The organism is Siccirubricoccus deserti (genome assembly GCF_014283215.1).
In the GTDB taxonomy this organism is placed as follows: Bacteria; Pseudomonadota; Alphaproteobacteria; order Acetobacterales; family Acetobacteraceae; genus Siccirubricoccus; species Siccirubricoccus deserti.
In genome coordinates this window covers 1-17,980 of record NZ_JACOMF010000034.1, presented here as the reverse complement: position 1 = coordinate 17,980, position 17,980 = coordinate 1, and the positions used below count along the sequence as shown (strand labels likewise).

Annotated in this window: 17 protein-coding genes; 8 read left to right on the top strand and 9 right to left on the bottom strand. The window is 70.3% G+C overall.

Features of this window, described 5'->3' with window-relative positions; translation table 11 throughout:
- The first annotated feature begins 166 nt into the window (after positions 1-166).
- From rfbC to rfbA, 4 genes are read left to right on the top strand one after another with little or no spacing between them, the layout of a single operon-like run.
- Complete coding sequence (rfbC, locus tag H7965_RS20810; protein ID WP_186772507.1) at positions 167-760, top strand: dTDP-4-dehydrorhamnose 3,5-epimerase; 594 nt, start codon at positions 167-169, stop codon at positions 758-760.
- A gap of 8 nt (positions 761-768) precedes the next feature.
- Complete coding sequence (gene rfbB / locus H7965_RS20805) at positions 769-1,836, top strand: dTDP-glucose 4,6-dehydratase (protein ID WP_186772506.1); 1,068 nt, start codon at positions 769-771, stop codon at positions 1,834-1,836.
- On the top strand, positions 1,836-2,738 hold the full coding sequence (rfbD, locus tag H7965_RS20800; RefSeq protein WP_186772505.1) for a dTDP-4-dehydrorhamnose reductase: 903 nt from the start codon (positions 1,836-1,838) through the stop codon (positions 2,736-2,738). The genes rfbB and rfbD overlap by 1 nt, the downstream gene beginning before the upstream one ends.
- Positions 2,735-3,607 carry a glucose-1-phosphate thymidylyltransferase RfbA gene (rfbA, locus tag H7965_RS20795; protein WP_186772504.1) on the top strand — a complete coding sequence of 291 codons (873 nt, stop codon included), beginning with the start codon at positions 2,735-2,737 and terminating at the stop codon, positions 3,605-3,607. Before rfbD ends, rfbA begins: the two co-directional genes overlap by 4 nt.
- A 221-nt stretch (positions 3,608-3,828) precedes the next feature.
- Here rfbA and H7965_RS20790 read toward each other — a convergent pair whose 3' ends face one another.
- From H7965_RS20790 to H7965_RS20770, 5 genes are all read right to left on the bottom strand, one after another.
- Positions 3,829-6,000 carry a malate synthase G gene (locus H7965_RS20790; RefSeq protein ID WP_186772503.1) on the bottom strand — a complete coding sequence of 724 codons (2,172 nt, stop codon included), beginning with the start codon at positions 5,998-6,000 and terminating at the stop codon, positions 3,829-3,831.
- A 194-nt stretch (positions 6,001-6,194) separates the two neighbouring features.
- Complete coding sequence (locus tag H7965_RS20785) at positions 6,195-7,382, bottom strand: M20 family metallopeptidase (protein WP_186772502.1); 1,188 nt, start codon at positions 7,380-7,382, stop codon at positions 6,195-6,197.
- A gap of 60 nt (positions 7,383-7,442) precedes the next feature.
- Positions 7,443-8,423, bottom strand: a complete 981-nt coding sequence (locus tag H7965_RS20780) for a Bug family tripartite tricarboxylate transporter substrate binding protein (RefSeq protein WP_186772501.1) — start codon at positions 8,421-8,423, stop codon at positions 7,443-7,445.
- Positions 8,420-9,304 carry a fumarylacetoacetate hydrolase family protein gene (locus H7965_RS20775; protein ID WP_186772500.1) on the bottom strand — a complete coding sequence of 295 codons (885 nt, stop codon included), beginning with the start codon at positions 9,302-9,304 and terminating at the stop codon, positions 8,420-8,422. The genes H7965_RS20780 and H7965_RS20775 overlap by 4 nt, the downstream gene beginning before the upstream one ends.
- Before the next feature lie 39 nt (positions 9,305-9,343).
- Positions 9,344-10,738, bottom strand: a complete 1,395-nt coding sequence (locus H7965_RS20770; RefSeq protein WP_186772499.1) for an amidase — start codon at positions 10,736-10,738, stop codon at positions 9,344-9,346.
- Positions 10,739-11,061: 323 nt separating this feature from the next.
- Here H7965_RS20770 and cysS point away from each other — a divergent pair, with 323 nt between their 5' ends.
- Positions 11,062-12,489 carry a cysteine--tRNA ligase gene (gene cysS / locus H7965_RS20765; RefSeq protein ID WP_186772498.1) on the top strand — a complete coding sequence of 476 codons (1,428 nt, stop codon included), beginning with the start codon at positions 11,062-11,064 and terminating at the stop codon, positions 12,487-12,489.
- Positions 12,490-12,892: 403 nt separating this feature from the next.
- Positions 12,893-13,693 carry an RNA methyltransferase gene (locus H7965_RS20760; protein WP_186772537.1) on the top strand — a complete coding sequence of 267 codons (801 nt, stop codon included), beginning with the start codon at positions 12,893-12,895 and terminating at the stop codon, positions 13,691-13,693.
- Between the two features lie 163 nt (positions 13,694-13,856).
- Here H7965_RS20760 and H7965_RS20755 read toward each other — a convergent pair whose 3' ends face one another.
- Positions 13,857-14,108 carry a hypothetical protein gene (locus tag H7965_RS20755; protein ID WP_229682724.1) on the bottom strand — a complete coding sequence of 84 codons (252 nt, stop codon included), beginning with the start codon at positions 14,106-14,108 and terminating at the stop codon, positions 13,857-13,859.
- A gap of 188 nt (positions 14,109-14,296) precedes the next feature.
- On the opposite strand from H7965_RS20755, the gene rpsD reads away from it, so the two are divergent.
- Positions 14,297-14,914 carry a 30S ribosomal protein S4 gene (gene rpsD / locus H7965_RS20750; protein ID WP_186772497.1) on the top strand — a complete coding sequence of 206 codons (618 nt, stop codon included), beginning with the start codon at positions 14,297-14,299 and terminating at the stop codon, positions 14,912-14,914.
- Positions 14,915-14,985: 71 nt separating this feature from the next.
- Here rpsD and H7965_RS20745 read toward each other — a convergent pair whose 3' ends face one another.
- The 3 genes from H7965_RS20745 to H7965_RS20735 all read right to left on the bottom strand — a co-directional run bounded on the left by H7965_RS20745 (position 14,986) and on the right by H7965_RS20735 (position 17,121).
- Positions 14,986-15,960 carry a glycosyltransferase family 2 protein gene (locus tag H7965_RS20745; protein WP_186772496.1) on the bottom strand — a complete coding sequence of 325 codons (975 nt, stop codon included), beginning with the start codon at positions 15,958-15,960 and terminating at the stop codon, positions 14,986-14,988.
- Positions 15,961-16,134: 174 nt separating this feature from the next.
- Positions 16,135-16,599, bottom strand: a complete 465-nt coding sequence (locus H7965_RS20740; protein WP_186772495.1) for a 6TM ABC transporter family protein — start codon at positions 16,597-16,599, stop codon at positions 16,135-16,137.
- Between the two features lie 93 nt (positions 16,600-16,692).
- Positions 16,693-17,121 (bottom strand): cysteine peptidase family C39 domain-containing protein, encoded by a 429-nt coding sequence (locus tag H7965_RS20735; protein WP_186772494.1) that lies wholly within the window; start codon positions 17,119-17,121, stop codon positions 16,693-16,695.
- 156 nt (positions 17,122-17,277) lie between these two features.
- Here H7965_RS20735 and H7965_RS20730 point away from each other — a divergent pair, with 156 nt between their 5' ends.
- The gene (locus H7965_RS20730; RefSeq protein ID WP_229682725.1) at positions 17,278-17,700 is read left to right on the top strand and encodes a DUF1489 family protein; all 423 of its coding nucleotides are present in this window, start codon (positions 17,278-17,280) and stop codon (positions 17,698-17,700) included.
- Positions 17,701-17,980: the final 280 nt, after the last annotated feature.

Below are 17,980 nucleotides of genomic sequence, written 5' to 3'. Positions count from 1 at the left end.
CAGGTCCTGCAACTGGCGCGGGTCATGTTGCTTGACTTTGTGGAGGGTTCAGAGGCAGAACCCGGCGAAGACGGACAAACCGCATGATCAATTCGACATTGCAACTTGGCTTTGTCCCTAGCTCACCATCCGGGGGTGTCTGGTGCTGGCGCGAGAATCGTCTGACATGACCGCTGCGTCCGAAACCGTCGCGGCCGGCAATTTCACGGCCACCCGCTACGCCCTGGCCGGCCCGGTGCTGATCACCGCGCGGCGTTTCGGCGACCATCGCGGCTTCTTCCTGGAAACCTACAGCGCCCGGGATTTCGCCGCGCTCGGCATCACCGATCTGTTCGTGCAGGATAATCACTCGCTCTCGGCCCAGGCCGGGACGATCCGCGGCATGCATTTCCAGCTGGCGCCCCGCGCCCAGGCCAAGCTGGTGCGCGTGCTGCGCGGCGCCATTCTCGACATCGCGGTCGATATCCGCCGTGGCTCGCCGAGCTACGGCCAGCATGTGGCGGCGGAGCTTTCAGCGGCCAATGCCCACCAGCTCTATGTGCCGGTGGGCTTCGCCCATGGCTTCTGCACGCTGGAGCCGGACACCGAGGTCGCCTACAAGGTGACCGACACCTACGCACCTGATTGCGACCGCGGCATTGCCTGGGACGACCCGGACCTCGCCCTGCCCTGGCCCTTCGAGGCCGAGGCGGTGCAGCTTTCCGACAAGGACCGGCGCGCCCCGCGGCTGCGCGACCTGCCGCCGGCATTCGAATACTGAGGCCCCGCATGCGCATTCTCGTCACCGGCGGCGCCGGCTTCATCGGCTCGGCCCTGGTCCGGCATCTGGTGCTGGAGCGGGACGCCGAGGTGCTGGTGGTCGACAAGCTGACCTACGCCGGCGACCGCCGCAGCCTGCGCGACTGCGAGGGCAGGCCCGGGTTCGGCTTCCTGCAGGCCGACATCTGCGACCGCGCACGGATGGATGCCGCCTTCGCCGAGTTCCGTCCGGAGGCGGTGATGCACCTGGCGGCGGAAAGCCATGTGGACCGCTCCATCGCCGGCGCCGCGCCCTTCATCGAGACCAACATCCACGGCACCTTCACCCTGTTGGAGGCGGCGCGCGGCTACCATGCCACGCTGGATGCCGCGGCGAAGCAGGCCTTCCGCTTCCTGCACGTCTCGACCGATGAGGTCTTCGGCTCGCTCGGCCCGACCGGCGCCTTCTGCGAGACCACGCCCTATGACCCGCGCTCGCCCTATTCGGCCAGCAAGGCGGCCTCCGACCACCTGGCCCGGGCCTGGCGGGAGACCTACGGGTTGCCGACCCTGGTGACCAATTGCTCGAACAACTACGGGCCGTACCATTTCCCGGAGAAGCTGATCCCGCTGATCATCCTCAACGCCCTGGATGGCAAGGAACTGCCGGTCTACGGCGATGGCAGCAACATCCGCGACTGGCTCTTCGTCGAGGATCACGCCCGGGCGCTGGTCGCGGCGGTGGAGCGCGGCGTGCCAGGCGAGACCTATTGCATCGGTGGCCGCAGCGAGCGCCGAAACCTGGAGGTCGTGCAGGTGATCTGCGACCTGCTGGACCAGCGCCTGCCGGCGGCGCGGCCGCGGCGCGAGCAGATCCGCTTCGTCACCGACCGTCCCGGCCACGACCAGCGCTATGCCATCGACTGCGGCAAGGTCGAGCGTGAGCTGGGCTGGCGGCAGCAGGAAAGCTTCGAGAGCGGCATCGCCCGCACCATCGACTGGTATCTGGCAAATGACTGGTGGTGGCAGCCCCTGCGCCAGCAGCGGTATGCCGGGGAACGCCTCGGGCTGATTCCCGCCCTTGCAAAGGCCGGCTGATGCGCGTCCTGGTGATTGGCCGCACCGGCCAGATCTCGACCGAGCTGCTCGCCCGCCTGCCCGCCGCGGGGCATGAGGCGCTGGCGCTGGAACCGCCGGATTTCGACATGACGGATGCGGCGCAGGTCGCAGCGGCCTTCGCTCGCTTCCGGCCGGAAGCGGTGATCAACGCCGCCGCCTACACCGCCGTGGACAAGGCCGAGGACGATCAGGCGCTGGCCTTCGCGGTGAACGGCACCGGCCCGGGTCTGCTTGGCGAGGCGGCGGCGCGGGCAGGGGTGCCGGTGGTGCACTACTCCACCGACTATGTCTTCGCCGGCGACAAGCCGACCCCCTACACCGAGGATGACGCCCCCAACCCTGCCGGCGTCTACGGTGCTTCCAAGCTCGATGGCGAGCGGCGGCTGCATGCGGCGCAGCCGCGCGCGGTCACCTTGCGCACCGCCTGGGTCTGCTCGGCGCATGGCAACAACTTCGTCAAGACCATGCTTCGCCTGGGCAGAGAGCGGCCGGAGGTACGGGTGGTCGCCGACCAGCATGGCGCGCCGACCTTCGCCGACGATCTGGCCGATGCCGCCGTCGCGCTGCTGCCCCGGCTGGTCGCGGCGCCGGCCGGCGACCCGGTGTTCGGCGTCTTCCACCTGAGCGGCCAGCCCTTCACTACTTGGCATGGTTTCGCCGCGGCGATCTTCGAGGGCGCGGCGCAGCGCGGCCAGCCGGCGCCGAAGCTCACCGCCATCACCACCGCCGACTACCCCACGCGGGCAACCCGCCCGGCCAATTCCCGCCTCGACTGCAGCCGCGCGGCGCAGCGCCTCGGCATCGCCGCCGCCGATTGGCGCGCCGGGCTGGCGCGCTGCCTGGATGCGCTGCTGCCGGTCACGAAGGAGTCCACCCGATGAAGGGCATCGTTCTCGCCGGCGGCAGTGGCACGCGGCTGTATCCGGCGACCCTCGCCGTCTCCAAGCAGCTGCTGCCGGTCTACGACAAGCCGATGGTCTACTATCCGCTGTCGGTGCTGATGCTGGCCGGCATCAGGGAGATCATGGTGATCTCCACGCCGCACGACCTGCCGCTGTTCCGCCGCCTGCTCGGCGATGGCAGCCAATGGGGCATCCGCCTGGAATTCGTCGAGCAGGAGAAGCCCAACGGCATCGCCATGGCGCTGGTGCTGGCCGAGGAATTCCTCGCCGGTGGGCCCTCCGCCCTGGTGCTCGGCGACAACATCTTCCACGGCCATGAGCTGGATGAGCGCATGGCCGAGGCCCAGGCGGAGCGCGGCGCCGCCGTCTTCGCCTACCGTGTCGCCGACCCCGAGCGCTACGGCGTGGTGGAGTTCGACGCCAGCGGCCGCGCCCTGACCATCGAGGAGAAGCCGGCCCAGCCGCGCTCCGACTGGGCCGTCACCGGCCTCTATTTCTACGATGGCCGTGCCCCGGCGCTGGCCCGTGCCCTGAAGCCCTCGCCGCGCGGCGAGCTGGAGATCACCGACCTCAACCGGGTCTATCTGGAGGAGGGCACGCTGCGCGTCGCCCGCCTCGGCCGTGGCTATGCCTGGCTCGACACCGGCACGCATGACAGCATGCTGGAGGCGGGCGAATTCGTCCGCGCCATCGAGAAGCGCACCGGCCAGAAGGTCGCCTCGCCCGAGGAAGTCGCCTGGCGCAAGGGCTTCATCGACGATGCCCAGCTGCTGGAGGTTGCGCGGCCGCTGCGCAACAGCGGCTATGGCCGCTACCTGGAGAACCTGCTGCACCACGCCAACGGCTGAACCGCGCCAAGCCGATGCCCGCGACGGAGATCGCTGCGGGTAAGGGGCTGGCGGTGCAGGCGCTGGTCCGCTCGGTCAGGTGAAGTGCCATGCGCGGCCAGCGGGCCGGCAGTTGATGTGGCACCGACAGTAGGCTGACAGGCAGGTAAATGAATGCCGGTCCAGGGGGCGCTCGCCCCCTGGCGGATGGAGTCTGGGGAAGGCAGCTCCTTCCCCAACGACTATCCCCGCGCCTTGGCCTCCCGCCGCCGCGCATGCAGCACGAACTCGGTATACCCATTCGGCTGCTCGCGCCCGGAGAACACCAGCTCCCGCGCCGCGGTGAAGGCCGGCCCGTCGAAGCCCGGCGCCATCGGGGTGTAGAGCGGGTCGCCGGCGTTCTGCTTGTCCACCACCCCGGCCATGCGGCGCAGCGTCTCCTCCACCTGCGCCTCGCTGGCGATGCCGTGGCGCAGCCAATTGGCGATGTGCTGGGCGGAGATGCGCAGCGTGGCACGGTCCTCCATCAGCCCGACATTGTTGATGTCCGGCACCTTGGAGCAGCCGACGCCCTGGTCGATCCAGCGCACCACATAGCCCAGGATGCCCTGGGCGTTGTTGTCCAGCTCAGCCTGCACATCGGCCGGCGACCAATTGGTGTTGACCGCCAGCGGCACGGTCAGGATGTCGTCGAGCTTCGCCCGCCGGCCGCCCTGCGCCAGCGCCTCCTGCCGCGCCGCCACATCCACCTGGTGGTAGTGCAGCGCATGCAAGGTGGCGGCGGTGGGTGAGGGGACCCAGGCGGTGTTGGCGCCGGCCTTCGGATGGCCGACCTTCTGCTCCAGCATCGCCGCCATGGCGTCCGGCGCCGCCCACATGCCCTTGCCGATCTGCGCGCGGCCACGCAGCCCGCAGGCCAGGCCGATATCGACGTTCCAATCCTCATAGGCCTTGATCCAGGCGGCGCCGCGCATGTCGTTCTTGCGCAGCACCGCGCCGGCTTCCATGGCCGTGTGGATCTCGTCGCCGGTGCGGTCGAGGAAGCCGGTGTTGATGAAGGCCACCCGGTCCTTCGCCGCGCGGATGCATTCCTTGAGGTTCACCGTGGTGCGGCGTTCCTCGTCCATGATGCCCATCTTCAAGGTCGCGCGCGGCAGGCCAAAGGCGTCCTCGACCCGGGCGAAGAGCTGGTCGGCCCAGGCCACTTCCTCCGGCCCGTGCATCTTCGGCTTGACGATGTAGACGCTGCCGGCGCGGGAGTTGCGGCCCTTGCCCTGGCCGCGCAGGTCATGCAGCGCGATGCCGACGGTGCACATCGCGTCGAGGATGGTCTCCGGCGTCTCGGCGCCGTCCAGCGTCACCGCATCGGTCATCATGTGATGGCCGACGTTGCGCACCAGCATCACCGAACGGCCGTGCAAGGTCAGCGCGCCGCCCGAGGGCTTCAGGTAGATGCGGTCGGCGTTCAGCTTGCGCACCAGCGTGCCGCCGCCCTTCTCAAAGCTCGCCTCCAGGCTGCCGTTCATCAGGCCGAGCCAGTTGCGGTAGACCAGCACCTTGTCCTCGGCATCCACCGCGGCGACGCTGTCCTCGCAGTCGATGATGGTGGTGACCGCGCTCTCCAGCACCAGATCGGCGATGCCGGCGGGGTCGTCCTTGCCGATCGGGTGGTCGCGGTCGATCCGCAACTCGGCGTGCAGGCCGTGGTGGGTGAAGAGGATCGTGCTCGGCGCCGCGGCATCGCCCTGGTAGCCGATGCACTGGCCCGGCTGGGCAAGGCCGATGCTGCGGCCGTCCTGCAGCATCACCGAAAGCGCGCCGGTGGTGATGGCGTAGAATTTGGCATCCCGGTGGGAAACGCCGCCGGCCAGCGGCGCGATCTGGTCCAGCACGCCGCGGGCGTAGTCGATCACCTTCTGCCCGCGCGCCGGGTTGTAGCCGCGGCCGCGCGTCGCGCCATCCGTCTCCGGGATCGCGTCGGTACCGTAGAGCGCGTCGTACAGGCTGCCCCAGCGGGCATTGGCGGCGTTCAACGCGTAGCGGGCGTTGGACACCGGCACCACCAGCTGCGGCCCGGCGATATGACCGAATTCGGCATCGACATTGGTGGTGCCGACCTGGAAGTCCGGGCCCTCCGGCAGCAGATAGCCGATCTCGCGCAGGAAGGCGGTGTAGGCGCCGAGGTCGACCGGCTTTGCGGGATGCGCCCGGTGCCAGGCGTCGATCTTCGCCTGCAATTCGTCGCGCTTCTTCAGCAGCGCCGCATTCGCCGGACCAAGGTCGCGCAGGATGCCGGCATAGGCGGACCAGAAGCGTTCGGGCGCGATGCCGGTGCCCGGCAGCGCCTCGGTGTCGATGAAGTCGCGCAACGCGCGCGCCACGCTGAGACCAGCAACTTCGACCCGTTCAACCACAGCGTGCCTCCCGCTCTGTCTCGATCTGCCCCGTCGCGGGGAATGCGAAGCGGTTACCTAGGCGGATTTGGCCCAGGCCGAAAGAGGCGGGCCGGCAGCGCACCGGCAGGCCGTGCGGTACCGGCCTGCGGCAGGCTGGCTTTGGTTGAGCCAGCCTTCACATCCCGGGTGATTCCACCCAGGATGGCCGCGGGCTACAGCCCCACCTTCTCCAGCCGCAGGATCGCCCGCGCCGTGGCCTGGGCGCGCGGCACCATGCTGGCGACCTCGAGGTATTCCTCCGGGCTGTGCGCCTTGCCGCCCACCGGCCCGACCGCGCAGATGGTCGGCGCCCCGACCGCCGCGGTGAAGCCGCTGTCGGCGCAGCCGCCGCTGAACTCGCCGGTGATGGCGAGGCCGCTCTCACCGGCCGCGGATTTGTACATCTCGAACAGCTTCGCCGCCGCCGGCGTCTGGGTCAGCGGCAGGAATTCGCCGCGGATGGTCAGCTTCGCCCTGGTTCCCGGCACGAAGCTGCGCTCGACGATGGCGTGGATCTTTCCCATCACCTCGTCGCGGTCGGCCGGCTCGACATAGCGCAGGTCGATCTGGCCCTGCGCCCAGGGCGCCACGGTGTTGACGCTCTGCCCGCCCGAGACCAGCCCGACGTTCAGGGTGATGCCACGCTTCAGGTCGGTCAGCGCATGGATGGCGGTGATCTTCGCCGCCAGCTCGCCGATGGCGCTGATGCCGGCCTCGAAATTGCCGCCGGAATGGGCTGCCTTGCCCTCGATGTCGAGGATCGAGAAGACGCCGCCCTTGCGTCCAGTGACGACGCCGCCATTCGGCCGGCCAGGCTCCGAATTGAACACCACCCTTGCCTCGCGGGCGGTCGCCTCGATCACCTCGCGCCCTTCGGGGCTGCCGATTTCCTCGTCGCCGGTGAAGAGGCCGAGCAGCGGGCCGGGGGCGCCGCCGAATTGGTGGAAGGCGGCGAGGACGAACATGTTCATCACCAGCCCGGCCTTCATGTCGGCGACGCCAGGGCCGGTGGCGATGCCGTTCTCCACCTTGAACGGCCGGCGCTGCGGCTCGCCCTTCGGAAAGACGGTGTCGCGGTGGCCCATCAGCACGATCGACTGCTGCTGGTTGCCGCTGGCCAGCGCGGTGCCGCCGGCGACGCGGGCCTTGATGCAGTCGCCGTATTTCTCGCGCGGCACCACCTCCACCGGGATGCCGCGTTCCGCCATGAAGCGCTTGACGATCTCGCCCACCGCATCGACGCCGGCCTTGTCGTAGCTGCCGCCATCGGTGTTCACCATGGCTTCGAGCACCCCGAGCATCGCCTCCTGCTGGGTTGCGAGCCAGGCGGTGATGGTGGCTTCGGTACTCTCGGCGGTCATGCGGGCCTCATGGGTTTGGGTGCAGGGGAGCCTGTTCCGCCGCGCCGCGGCGGGCAAGCCCTACTCGATCTTGCCGATCCGCTGCACCGCGCGGCGCAGCCTGGCGGCATCGGCTTCGAAGAAGGCGGCGAAGGCCTCGGCGTCGCGATAGTCGAGGTTGTTGCCGGAGGCGGCCAGCGCCCGCAGCACCTCGGGATCCCGCGCCACGGCGGCCATGCTCTCGCGCAGCCGCGCCAGCACCGGCGCCGGTGTGCCGGCGGGGGCGAAGACACCGGCCCAGATGTAGAATTCGGCGTCGGGGAAGCCGCGCTCGATCAAGGTCGGCACATCCTCATAGCCCGGGATGCGCTTTGCGCCCCAGCTTGCCAGCACCCGCAGCCTGCCGTCCCGCACATGGGGCGTCAGCGGTCCGGGGCCGGAGGCGAGAAGCTGCACCTGGCGGCTGAGGATGGCGGTCATCGCCGGGCCGCCGCCCTGGAAGGGCACGTGCAGCAGGTCGATGTTGGCGACGGTGGTCAGCATCGCCATCGGCACATGCAGCGCCGAGTAGAGGCCGGAGGAGGAATAGGCGATCGCCCCCGGCCGGGACCGGGCATCGGCGAAGAACTCCTCCAATGTCTGCCACGGCGCCTCTGCCGGCACCGCAAGCAAGGTCGGGTCGGCGGTGAAGAGGGCGACGGGGATGAGCTGGTCCACCTCATAGGCCGGGGTGCGGCCGAACAGCCGTGCCGCCTCCGGCAGCACCGCGAGCGACGAGAGGCCCATCAGCAGTGCCTGCCCGTCCGGCGCCGCGCGGGCGACCGAGGCATAGCCGATCTCGCCGGCGGCGCCAGCCCGGTTCACCACCGGCACCGGCACCTTCCACAGCCGCTCCAACCCGGCGGCGACCGGGCGGGCGATCACATCGCCCTGCCCGCCGGGCGGGAAGGCCACCACCATGGTGACCGGGCGGGAGGGGTAGTCCTGCGCTCGCGCAGGCCAGGGCAGTGCCAGCGTGGCGGCGGTGCCCAGCAGGGCGCGGCGAGGGGTGAGGGTGCTCATGCCACGGGGTTCTCCAGCACGCCGATGCCGCTGATCTCGATACGCACCACATCGCCGGGCTTGAGGAAGCGGGGTGGCTTGAAGCCGATGCCGACACCGACCGGCGTGCCGGTGGCGATGATGTCGCCCGGCTCCAGCGTGATGCCGGCGGAGATCGTGGCGATCAGGGTCGGGATGTCGAAGATCAGGTCGGCGACCACGGCATCCTGCCGCGCCTCGCCGTTCACCTGGGTGGTCAGGCGTAGCGCCGCCGGGTCCGGTACCTCATCCGCCGTCAATATGGCGGGGCCCATCGGGCAGAAGCCGTCGAGGCCCTTGCCGAGGATCCATTGCCGGTGCTTGTGCTGCAGGGTCCGGGCGGTGACGTCGTTGACGATGGTGTAGCCGAAGACATGCTGCCGCCAATCCGCTGACCGGATGCCGCGGCCGCCCTGGCCGATGATCACCGCCAGCTCGCCCTCGTAATCCACCGAATTGGTGGGGTCTAGAAAGGAGGGGATGGGCTCGCCCGGGCCGATGACGCTGGTCGGCGGCTTGCTGAATACGACCGGGGCATCCGGCACCACCTCCTGCGTGCTGGCGTCGAAGCCGCTGCTGGCGAACTCCCTGGCGTGCTCGTGGTAGTTCTTGCCGACGCAGAAGATGTTCTTGGCCGGCCGGGGAATCGGCGCACAGAGCATCGCGCCCTTGGCCTCCGGCGCCTTCGCCGCGGCGGCCTGGGCGTGGTGCAGCACGGCGCTGCCGCCGGCGATGAGCGCCGGCATGAAGCCGCCGTCCAGCGCCGGATCGGCCGCCGCCAGGTCGAGCACGGTGCCATCCGGCGTCAGGGCGCCGATCCGGTGCTGCAACCGATCCTTTTGCCTGAAGGTGACGAGACGCATGAAGACCGTTCCCCGGGGTTTCTTGTTGGTGGAGACCGCTCAGCCAGGGGTGGCGAGGGGCAGTTCGGCGGCGCGTTCCAGCGCCCTCGCGGCGCGTAACACCAGATCGTCGCGGTAGAGCGCCGCCGCCAGCTGCACCGCCCGCGGCATGCCGTGCTCGTCGAGGCCGATCGGCACGCTGATGGCGGGCTGGCGGGTCAGGTTGAAGGCGAAGGTCCAGGGCGCCCAGTCGCGCCACAGCGCCTCAGTGGGGCGGAGGGTGGGCTGGTCGGCGGCGAAGGCGGCGGTCGGCGTCGCCGCGGTCAGCACCAGGTCGTAGCGCTGGTGGAACCGGGCCATGGTGTGCGCCGCCTCGATCCTCAGCGCCTCGGCGCCGAGGAAATCGGTGGCCAGCATCTGCCCCTCGCGCGCCGCCACCTCCTCCAGCCCGGAGTCCAGGAGCGGGCGCTTCTCCGCCGGGGTGGTGGCGACCTGCCGGGCCAGGGCCACGCCCCAGACCCGGCCGAAGATGGCACGGGTGTCGGGCAGGCCGGGGTCGGCTTCCTCGACGATGGCGCCCTGCTCCTCCAGCAGCTTCGCCGCACCTTCCAGGGCGGCGACGCCGTCGGCGTCCAGCGGCGGCTCGAAGCCGAGGCGGCGGACCAGGGCGACCCGCATGCCGGCGACGCCATCCTCGATTCCGGCGCGCCAGTCGCGCGGCTCGTCCGGCAGGCAGAAGGGGTCGCGCAGGTCGTGCCGGGCCATGGCGGAGAACAGCAGCGCATTGTCCCGCACGGTGCGGGTCATCGGTCCGGCGCAGGCGACATTGGCGAAGGCGCCGAGCGGCCATTGCGGGACGCGGCCGAAGCTCGGCTTCAGCCCCACCAGGCCGCAGAAGGCAGCGGGGATGCGGACCGAGCCGCCGGCATCGGTGCCGATGTGCAGCGGGCCGAAGCAGGCCGCCCCGGCCGCGCCGGCGCCGCTGCTGGAGCCGCCCGGCGTCCGCTCGCGGTTCCAGGGGTTGCGGGTGATGCCGTGCAGCGGGCAGTCGCCGGGAGATTTCCAGCCGAATTCGGTGGTGGTGGTCTTGCCGATGATCACCGCCCCGGCCTGCTTCAGCCCGAGCACCGCCGGCGCATCCTCGGCGGCCGGAGTCGAGGCGGTGGTCTTGCTGCCGCGGCGGGTCGGGAAGCCGGCAAGGTTCAGCAGGTCCTTCACCGTGGCCGGCACGCCATCCAGCGGCCCGATCGGCCGGCCGGCCATCCAGCGCGCCTCGCTCTCCCCGGCCTGGCGCAGCGCCTGCGGATTCATGGCGGCGAAGGCGTTGACCCACGGGTTGTAGAGCGCCACCCGTTGCAGCACCGCCTGCAGCACCTCGACCGGCGAGAGCGCCCTTCGGGCATACAGGCCGATCAGGGTTTCGGCGGACATCAGGGCGGGATCGGTCGGGGTCATCGCGGCGCCTTGGCGGGAAGGCGGCATTCTGCGCCGCGGGGCGCGGCGGCGGAACCCGGAGGCTGCGGGGGTGGGCCAAATCCTTTCCAGGCGGTGCTCCCATCGCCGCAACGGGTTCCGGGCAAATCCCCCGCCGCCCCGGGTCGGGACGCCGGTGCGCAAGGGCGCCGGGGTGGCGGGGACGGCGCCTGCGGCATGGGGCCCCTGAGGTGCGAAGGTTTAAGAACAAATAGGAACATTGCGCTTGCTTCAAGCACAGTGGCGCGTGATCGGCGCGGCCAGCCCATTGCGTTTCACCGGCACTTGGCCCCATGCATCGCCGCATGACCGCCGATCTTCAGCTGCACAACAGCCTCACCCGCGCGAAGGAGAGCTTCGCGCCGATCGACCCCCAGCATGTGCGGCTCTATGTCTGCGGCCCGACCGTCTACGATCTGGCGCATATCGGCAACGCCCGGCCGGTGATCGTCTTCGACGTGCTCTACCGGCTGCTGCGCCGGCTCTACCCGCGCGTGACCTATGTGCGGAACATCACCGACGTCGATGACAAGATCAACGCCCGCGCCCAGGAGAGCGGCGAGCCGATCGAGGCCATCACCGCCCGCACCACCGCCGATTTCCACCGCGACATGGAAGCCGTCGGCGCCCTGCCGCCCGACCTCGAGCCGCGCGCGACCCAATCGATTGCGCCGATGATCGCGCTGATCGAGAAGCTGATCGCCCGCGGCCACGCCTATGTGGCGGAGGGGCATGTGCTGTTCAGCGTGCCCTCCTTCGGCGAGTACGGCGCGCTCTCGGGCCGCAGTCCGGAGGAGCTGGTCGCCGGCGCCCGCGTGGATGTGGCGCCCTACAAGCGTGATGCCGGGGATTTCGTGCTGTGGAAGCCTTCGCCCCCCGGTGTCCCTGCCTGGGACAGCCCCTGGGGGAAGGGACGGCCAGGCTGGCATATCGAATGCTCCGCCATGTCCTGGCAGGCTCTCGGAGAAGTCTTCGACATCCATGGCGGCGGCCACGACCTGATCTTCCCGCATCATGAGAATGAGCTGGCGCAGACCCGCTGCGCCTTCGGCACCCAGCGCATGGCCAATGTCTGGCTGCACAACGGCATGCTGCGGGTCGATGGCGAGAAGATGTCGAAATCCCTTGGCAATTTCGTCGTGCTACGGGAGCTGCTGGCGCGCGGCGCCTGGGCCGGCGAGGCCTTCCGGATGCTGGTGCTGCGCACCCACTACCGCCAGGACCTCGACTTCACCAATGCCGCGCTGGAGGAGGCGAAGGCCGAGCTGGACGACAGCTACGCCATGCTGGCCCGCGCGGTGACGCCGCCGGAGATGGATGACCTCCGCCGCGAAATGGTGGAATGGGCGCTGGCGCCGTTGCGCGACGACCTCAACACCCCGCTGGCGCTGGCCCGGCTGCGCGACTTGCGGACCCTGGAGAATGTCGCCAGCGTCGGCGGCAGCGCCAAGGCGGTGCTCGCCCGCATCGGCAAGCCCTGGCCGGTGGTGGCGGGGTTGGCGGCGGCGGCCTTCCGGGAGGCGGCCGGGGTGCTCGGCCTCTGCGGCAGCGATCCGGTGGTGTGGCTGAAGGGCGGCGAGGATACCGGCTGGGTAGAGCAGGCGATCGCCGACCGGCTGGCCGCCCGCAAGGCACGCGACTTTGCCGCCGCCGACCGGATCCGCGACGATCTGAAGGCCAAGGGCATCCTGCTGGAGGACGGGCCGCAGGGGACCACGTGGCGGCGGGTTTAGGCGAATGCCGGACCAGCCGCGGGCCCCGCTCCAGGCTCTCCCGTCAAGCCCGGCCGTGACGGAGGGGGAGCAGGGGACGGGCTGGGGGACCGGGCAAGGGCATGGGCAGCCGGGTGCCTCCACCGAGGATTGGATCGATGCCCTCAAGCGCATCTCGCTGACCGATCCGAAGCGCGCCTGGTTCCAGGCGCATCTCGCCGCCCCCGGCTGCGCCGCCACGGAGGATGCGCTGGAGGCCGCGGCCGGCCAGCCCATCGCCGCCTACCGGGCGCTGGCTGTCGAGCTGGCGGTGGCGCTGGACCGCGACGCCCCGGCCGAGCCGCTGGCGCTGCTGGCCGAGCGTGACGGTGAGGCATGGGTGCTGCGGCCGCCGCTGGCCTTCGCCCTCGGTGCCCACCGCATCCTGCCGGAAGCCTGGACCCGCGGCGGCAAGCCGGCCGCCGACCTCTCCCCGCCGCCGGGGGAGAGCCCCATCATTGTGCTGGTCCGGCCGCAGCTGGCCGAGAACATCGGCACGGTGGCGCGGGCGATGGCGAATGGCGGGCTGTTCCACCTGCGGCTGGTGGCCCCGCGCGACGGCTGGCCGCAGGACCGCGCCTGGCGCACCTCCTCCGGCGCCGACGCCATCCTGGAAGCGGCCCAGGTCTTCCCAGACGTGCCGAGCGCCGTCGCCGATTGCCAGCGGGTCTTCGCCACCTGCCCGCGGCCACGCCACATCGTGGTGCCGTTGCGCACCGCCCGCGCCGCGGCCGAGGACCTGCGCGAGGTCAACGGGCGCCGCCTGCGGGCCGCGGTGCTGTTCGGGCCGGAGCGGGCCGGGCTGGAGAATGAGGATGTCGCCTGCGCCGACACCCTGGTGCGCTACCCGCTGAATCCGCAGCATATGTCGCTGAACCTCGCGCAGGCGGTGATGATCCTCGCCTATGAATGGTGGACCGCCGCCGAGCCCACCCCGCCGCGCCAGCTGCAGACCCATGGCACCCAGGTGGCGACGAAGGGGGAGCTGGAGGGCTTCCTCGACCGGCTGACGGCGGAGCTCGACGCCAGCGGCTTCCTGGAGCCGGCGCACAAGCGCCCCGGCATGGTCCGCAACCTGCGCCATTGGTTCGAGCGCGGCGAGGTGACGGCGCAGGAACTGCGGACGCTGCATGGGGTGGTGACGGAGCTGAGCCGCGGACGGATGCGGCGGGGAAGGCCGGATTGAGTCCCCGGAGGCGGCACGGCCGCCTGGGCCGGTCCGCATGGCAGGGGCCGTCCTGCAACCGTCATGGCCAGGCTTGACCCAGCCATCCAACCCGTTGTTCCTGCACCGGAAGTGGATGCACGGGCCAAGCCCGTGCATCATGGTGGATCTGCTGCGACGCCTGCTAGAGCGGCCCCTCAGGCAACTGCTTCGCCAGCTTCCGCGCCAGCATATAGCCGATGAGGCCCGCCACCGGCGCAGCCGGCAGCACCAGAAGCCAGCCGATATGCGCCCCGTTTACCGCCAGCCCGAGCCCTACCCCGAGCATCAGCCCGCCAACCAGGCTACCGACCACGCCGGCGGTCAGGCCAAGGATCAGGATCTCCGCGCGCGTCACCATTCGGGCGGAATAGGCGGCCGGGACGGCGGTTGACAAGCCAGGGATTCAGCCAGCCGCGGGTTTGACAAGCCGGCCGGCCACCGCCTATAGGCCGGCCACTTCCTGGGAACGTGGACGTGCCTTCGGGGCGCGCGCCCGTCCTTGCCTGTGCGGGGCAGGGGCCTACCGGGACAACATCGCGACAGAAGGACCGCACCCGGCATCGGGGCGGGCACGAGCGCAGAATGACCAAGCGCGTCGAAAGCAAGTACAAGATCAACCGCCGCCTCGGGGTGAATCTCTGGGGCCGGGCCAAGAGCCCGATCAACAAGCGTGAAACGATCCCCGGCCAGCATGGCGCCCGACGCAAGCAGAAGCCGACCGACTTCGGCGTGCAGCTGATGGCGAAGCAGAAGCTGAAGGGCTACTACGGCAACATCGGCGAGAAGCAGTTCCGCAAGTATTACGACGAAGCGGTTCGCCGCAAGGGCGACACCTCGGAGAACCTGATCGGCCTGCTGGAGCGCCGGCTGGACACCGTGATCTACCGCATGAAGCTGGCGGTGACGCCGTTCGCGGCACGGCAGTTCGTCAACCACGGCCATGTTCTGGTCAACGGCAAGCGGCTCAACATCCCCTCCTACCAGGTCAAGGACAACGACCTGATCGAGGTGAAGGAGAAGTCGAAGCAGCTCACCTCCGTGCTCGATGCGGCGCAGAGTGGTGAGCGCGACGTGCCGGAGTATGTCGAGATCGATCACCGCGCCATGCGCGGCCGGCTGCTGCGCGTGCCGAAGCTGTCGGATGTGCCGTACCCGGTGCAGATGGAGCCGAACCTGGTGGTCGAGTTCTACTCGCGCTGATCCGGCGAGCCATCGCGGAATTCGGGAACGCCGGGCCTTCGGGTCCAGCGTTTTTCATATGGGGCCCCTGGCTACCCCGGATAGGCCATGAACGGCCCATGCAGCCGCCGTGGTAGCATCGGCAGCGCATGCGCCGCCGCCAGCAGCAGCGCCCGCTTCGGCGAGGGCGCCGCGGCGACTGAGGCGCGCAGCCGTTCCAGTCCCACCGCGCGCTCGCCGTGGCGCACCAGCTCCCGCCCGATGATCCAGGCATTCTCCGCCTCCGACCGACGCCGCAGCGCCGCCAGCCGTGCCGGGCCCAGGCGCTCGGCCAGCGCCTCATTCTCGAAGATCGCCGCCATCGCTGGGGCGAAGGCCGCCGGGTCGCGCGCCATGCGGTGGTAGGCGCCGCCGCGGCGCTGCCGCACGAAGAGCACCGGCGCCCGGCCCGCGGCCGCCGCATAGGGACCCTGCAGTGCCAGGCGGATCCAGTATTCCCAGTCCTCGCCGTAGCGGAGGTGCTGTAGGAAGGGGCCGGCCCGTCGCACCGCCTCATGCCGCAGGAGCACATGGCCGCCATTGGCGAAGAGGTTCTGCACCAGCAGCATCTCGAGAAGTTCGCCCGCCGGCAGCGGCCCGGGGCGGAGGCGGAGCGGCGCGTCGCCCGGCGCCGCCGCCTCCTCCATCACCGCATAGCCACCATGGGCGCCCACTGCCTCAGGCGCTGCGGCCAGCGCCAGCACCAGCCGGTCGAGTGCGTCCGGCGCCAGCCAGTCATCGGCGTCGAGGAACAGAATCGCCTCGCCGCGCGCCTCTTCCATGGCCCGGCTGCGGGCGGCGGAGACGCCGGCATTGGCCTGGCGGATCAGGCGGATGCGCGGGTCGCGCCGTGCCGCCACCACCGCGCCGGTGCCGTCGCGGGAGCCGTCGTCGACCACCAGCAGTTCCCAATCCGCGAAATCCTGGGCGCGGACGCTGTCCACCGCGACGCCGATGAAGCGGGCGACGTCATGCGCGGGCATGATGATGGAGACGGCGGGGGCGGGGGTGACGAGATCACGTGGCACCCCGGCTGGGTGCCATGGATGGCGCCGGTGCGGCAGTCACGCCACCGCGCCCGCGCGGGATTGTGAGGCTTGGGCGATCGCGCGAATGGGCGGAGGACTGCCCACACCCCGTCCGCCAGGGGGCAGGAGAGGGCGGCGATAGACCCGCCCGGGCGATCGCCAGGCCACCCCGCGCTAAGGCTCACGGATGCTCTCGCGCAGGCCGCGCAGCAGCGGGTCGAGGAAATAGCCGAGGACCCGCCGGGTCCCGACCTTGATCTCGGCGCTCAGCGCCATCCCCGGCAGGATGCGGCTGCCATCGGGCATCCCGCCTCCAGCGTGACGCGGCTGGCATGGAAGCGCCGCCGGGGCTGATGGCGGCGGGGGCTGGGTGGCATCCAGCATGGTCTGGAACAGCCGCCCGGTGAGAAAGTGGCGCAGCTTCTCGGCCTGTTGCATGTGCCGCAGGCCGAGCAGGTACCGGAAGGTGCGGGCGCCGAGCCGGGCGTCGATCTTGTTGGTCGCCAGCAGCATCAGCCGCTGCCGCAGATGGCCGAAGCAGCCGTCGAACAGGGTCAGCAGCTCGAAGTTGCCGGCGACGACGTAGAGCGTCCGGTAGGCATGGTGGGTGACGACCTTGTCGATCAGCACCTGGAACATCAGCGGCGTGGCGAAGCCGATGAGGCTGGAGAGAATGGCGGCGATGGCGACGCCACGGAAGAACCGGCGCTGGCGGATGATCTCCGGCAGGAATCAGCACAGGCCGAAGGGCTGGCTTTCGTCCCGCAGCGCATGGATCCGCTTGCAGAGCACCAGCGTGCCGGCCCAGGTGTCGACGAAGCTCGCCTCGGCGCAGAGCTGCATGCCCTGGTGTTCCTCCGCCGGGTCGAGGATGGCGGCGTGCCTTGTGCCGTCGCCGGCGGGGATGACATGCACCAGGATCACCCAGCTGCCATCCCTGCGGATCGCCATGGCCGGGTAGGCGGTGCCGAGGGCGCCGAGCTTCTCCCAGCCGCAGTTCCGCATGACCTTGCCGTGCAGCCCGAGCTGGCGCATCGCCCGCAGCACCGCCGGCAGCATGTCCGGGCCCTCGATCGTCGGCAGTTCCTCCGGCGCCTGATGGAGCCCATGGTGCATGGCGACGAGGAACATGGAGCGCAGCGCTGTGAGTTCGGGGGCCAACAGTTGTTCCCGGCTGCTGTTGTGGCGAAGGCCAGCCTGTGGCCTGGGGTGTCGTCCGGCCCAGGGATGGCGTGGACAATGTTGAGCAATCGTTATGGCCGGTGCTGCGCCACATGGCCGGCTTGCGTGGCGCCGGCGGGGCGGTACACCCGGGGTGTGCTCCACCTGATCAAGCTTTCCGTCGGCCCGAAGGATGTCGGCCAGCTGCGCGATATCCAGGCACGCCGCGCCCAGGAAGACCCGCCGCTGCGGCACCGCACCCGCATGTTTCCCCGTCGCGCGGCGGAGCTGACCGCGGGCGGTTCGATCTACTGGGTGGTGGCCGGCTTCGTGCAGGTTCGCCAGCGCCTGCTGGAGGTGCGGGAGGAGCAGTGGGAGGACGGCAGCAGCTGCGCCGGGCTGGTGCTGGACCCGGAGCTGGTGCCGGTGGCGGCGCGGCAGATGAAGCCTTTCCAGGGCTGGCGCTACCTGGTGCCGGAGGCCGCGCCGGACGATGTCGCCACCATGGCCGAGGCGCAGGGGGCGGAGGCGTTGCCGGAGCGGCTGCGCGCCGAGCTGCGCGCGCTGGGACTGCTGTAGCGCGCCCCTTCGCCAATTTCCCTGCACATTACGCGATGCGCGCCGCAGTTTCCAACCGCGGCGGCCATCACCATCATAAATACAAATGCCGAAGCCGAAGAATTCGCCCTGGGTCCCGGCGAAGTCACCGTTGCAATCCATTGCGGCACGGGCCTAGAGCGAAATCTGACCATTCAGAGTCGCTGAGGATTCCCGCCCGGCGCGAAATCTGATTCACCGTGCCTGCTGGGCACGGAGGCCAGCTTGCATGGCGAGAACCCTGTCCGAAGATCTACGCGCC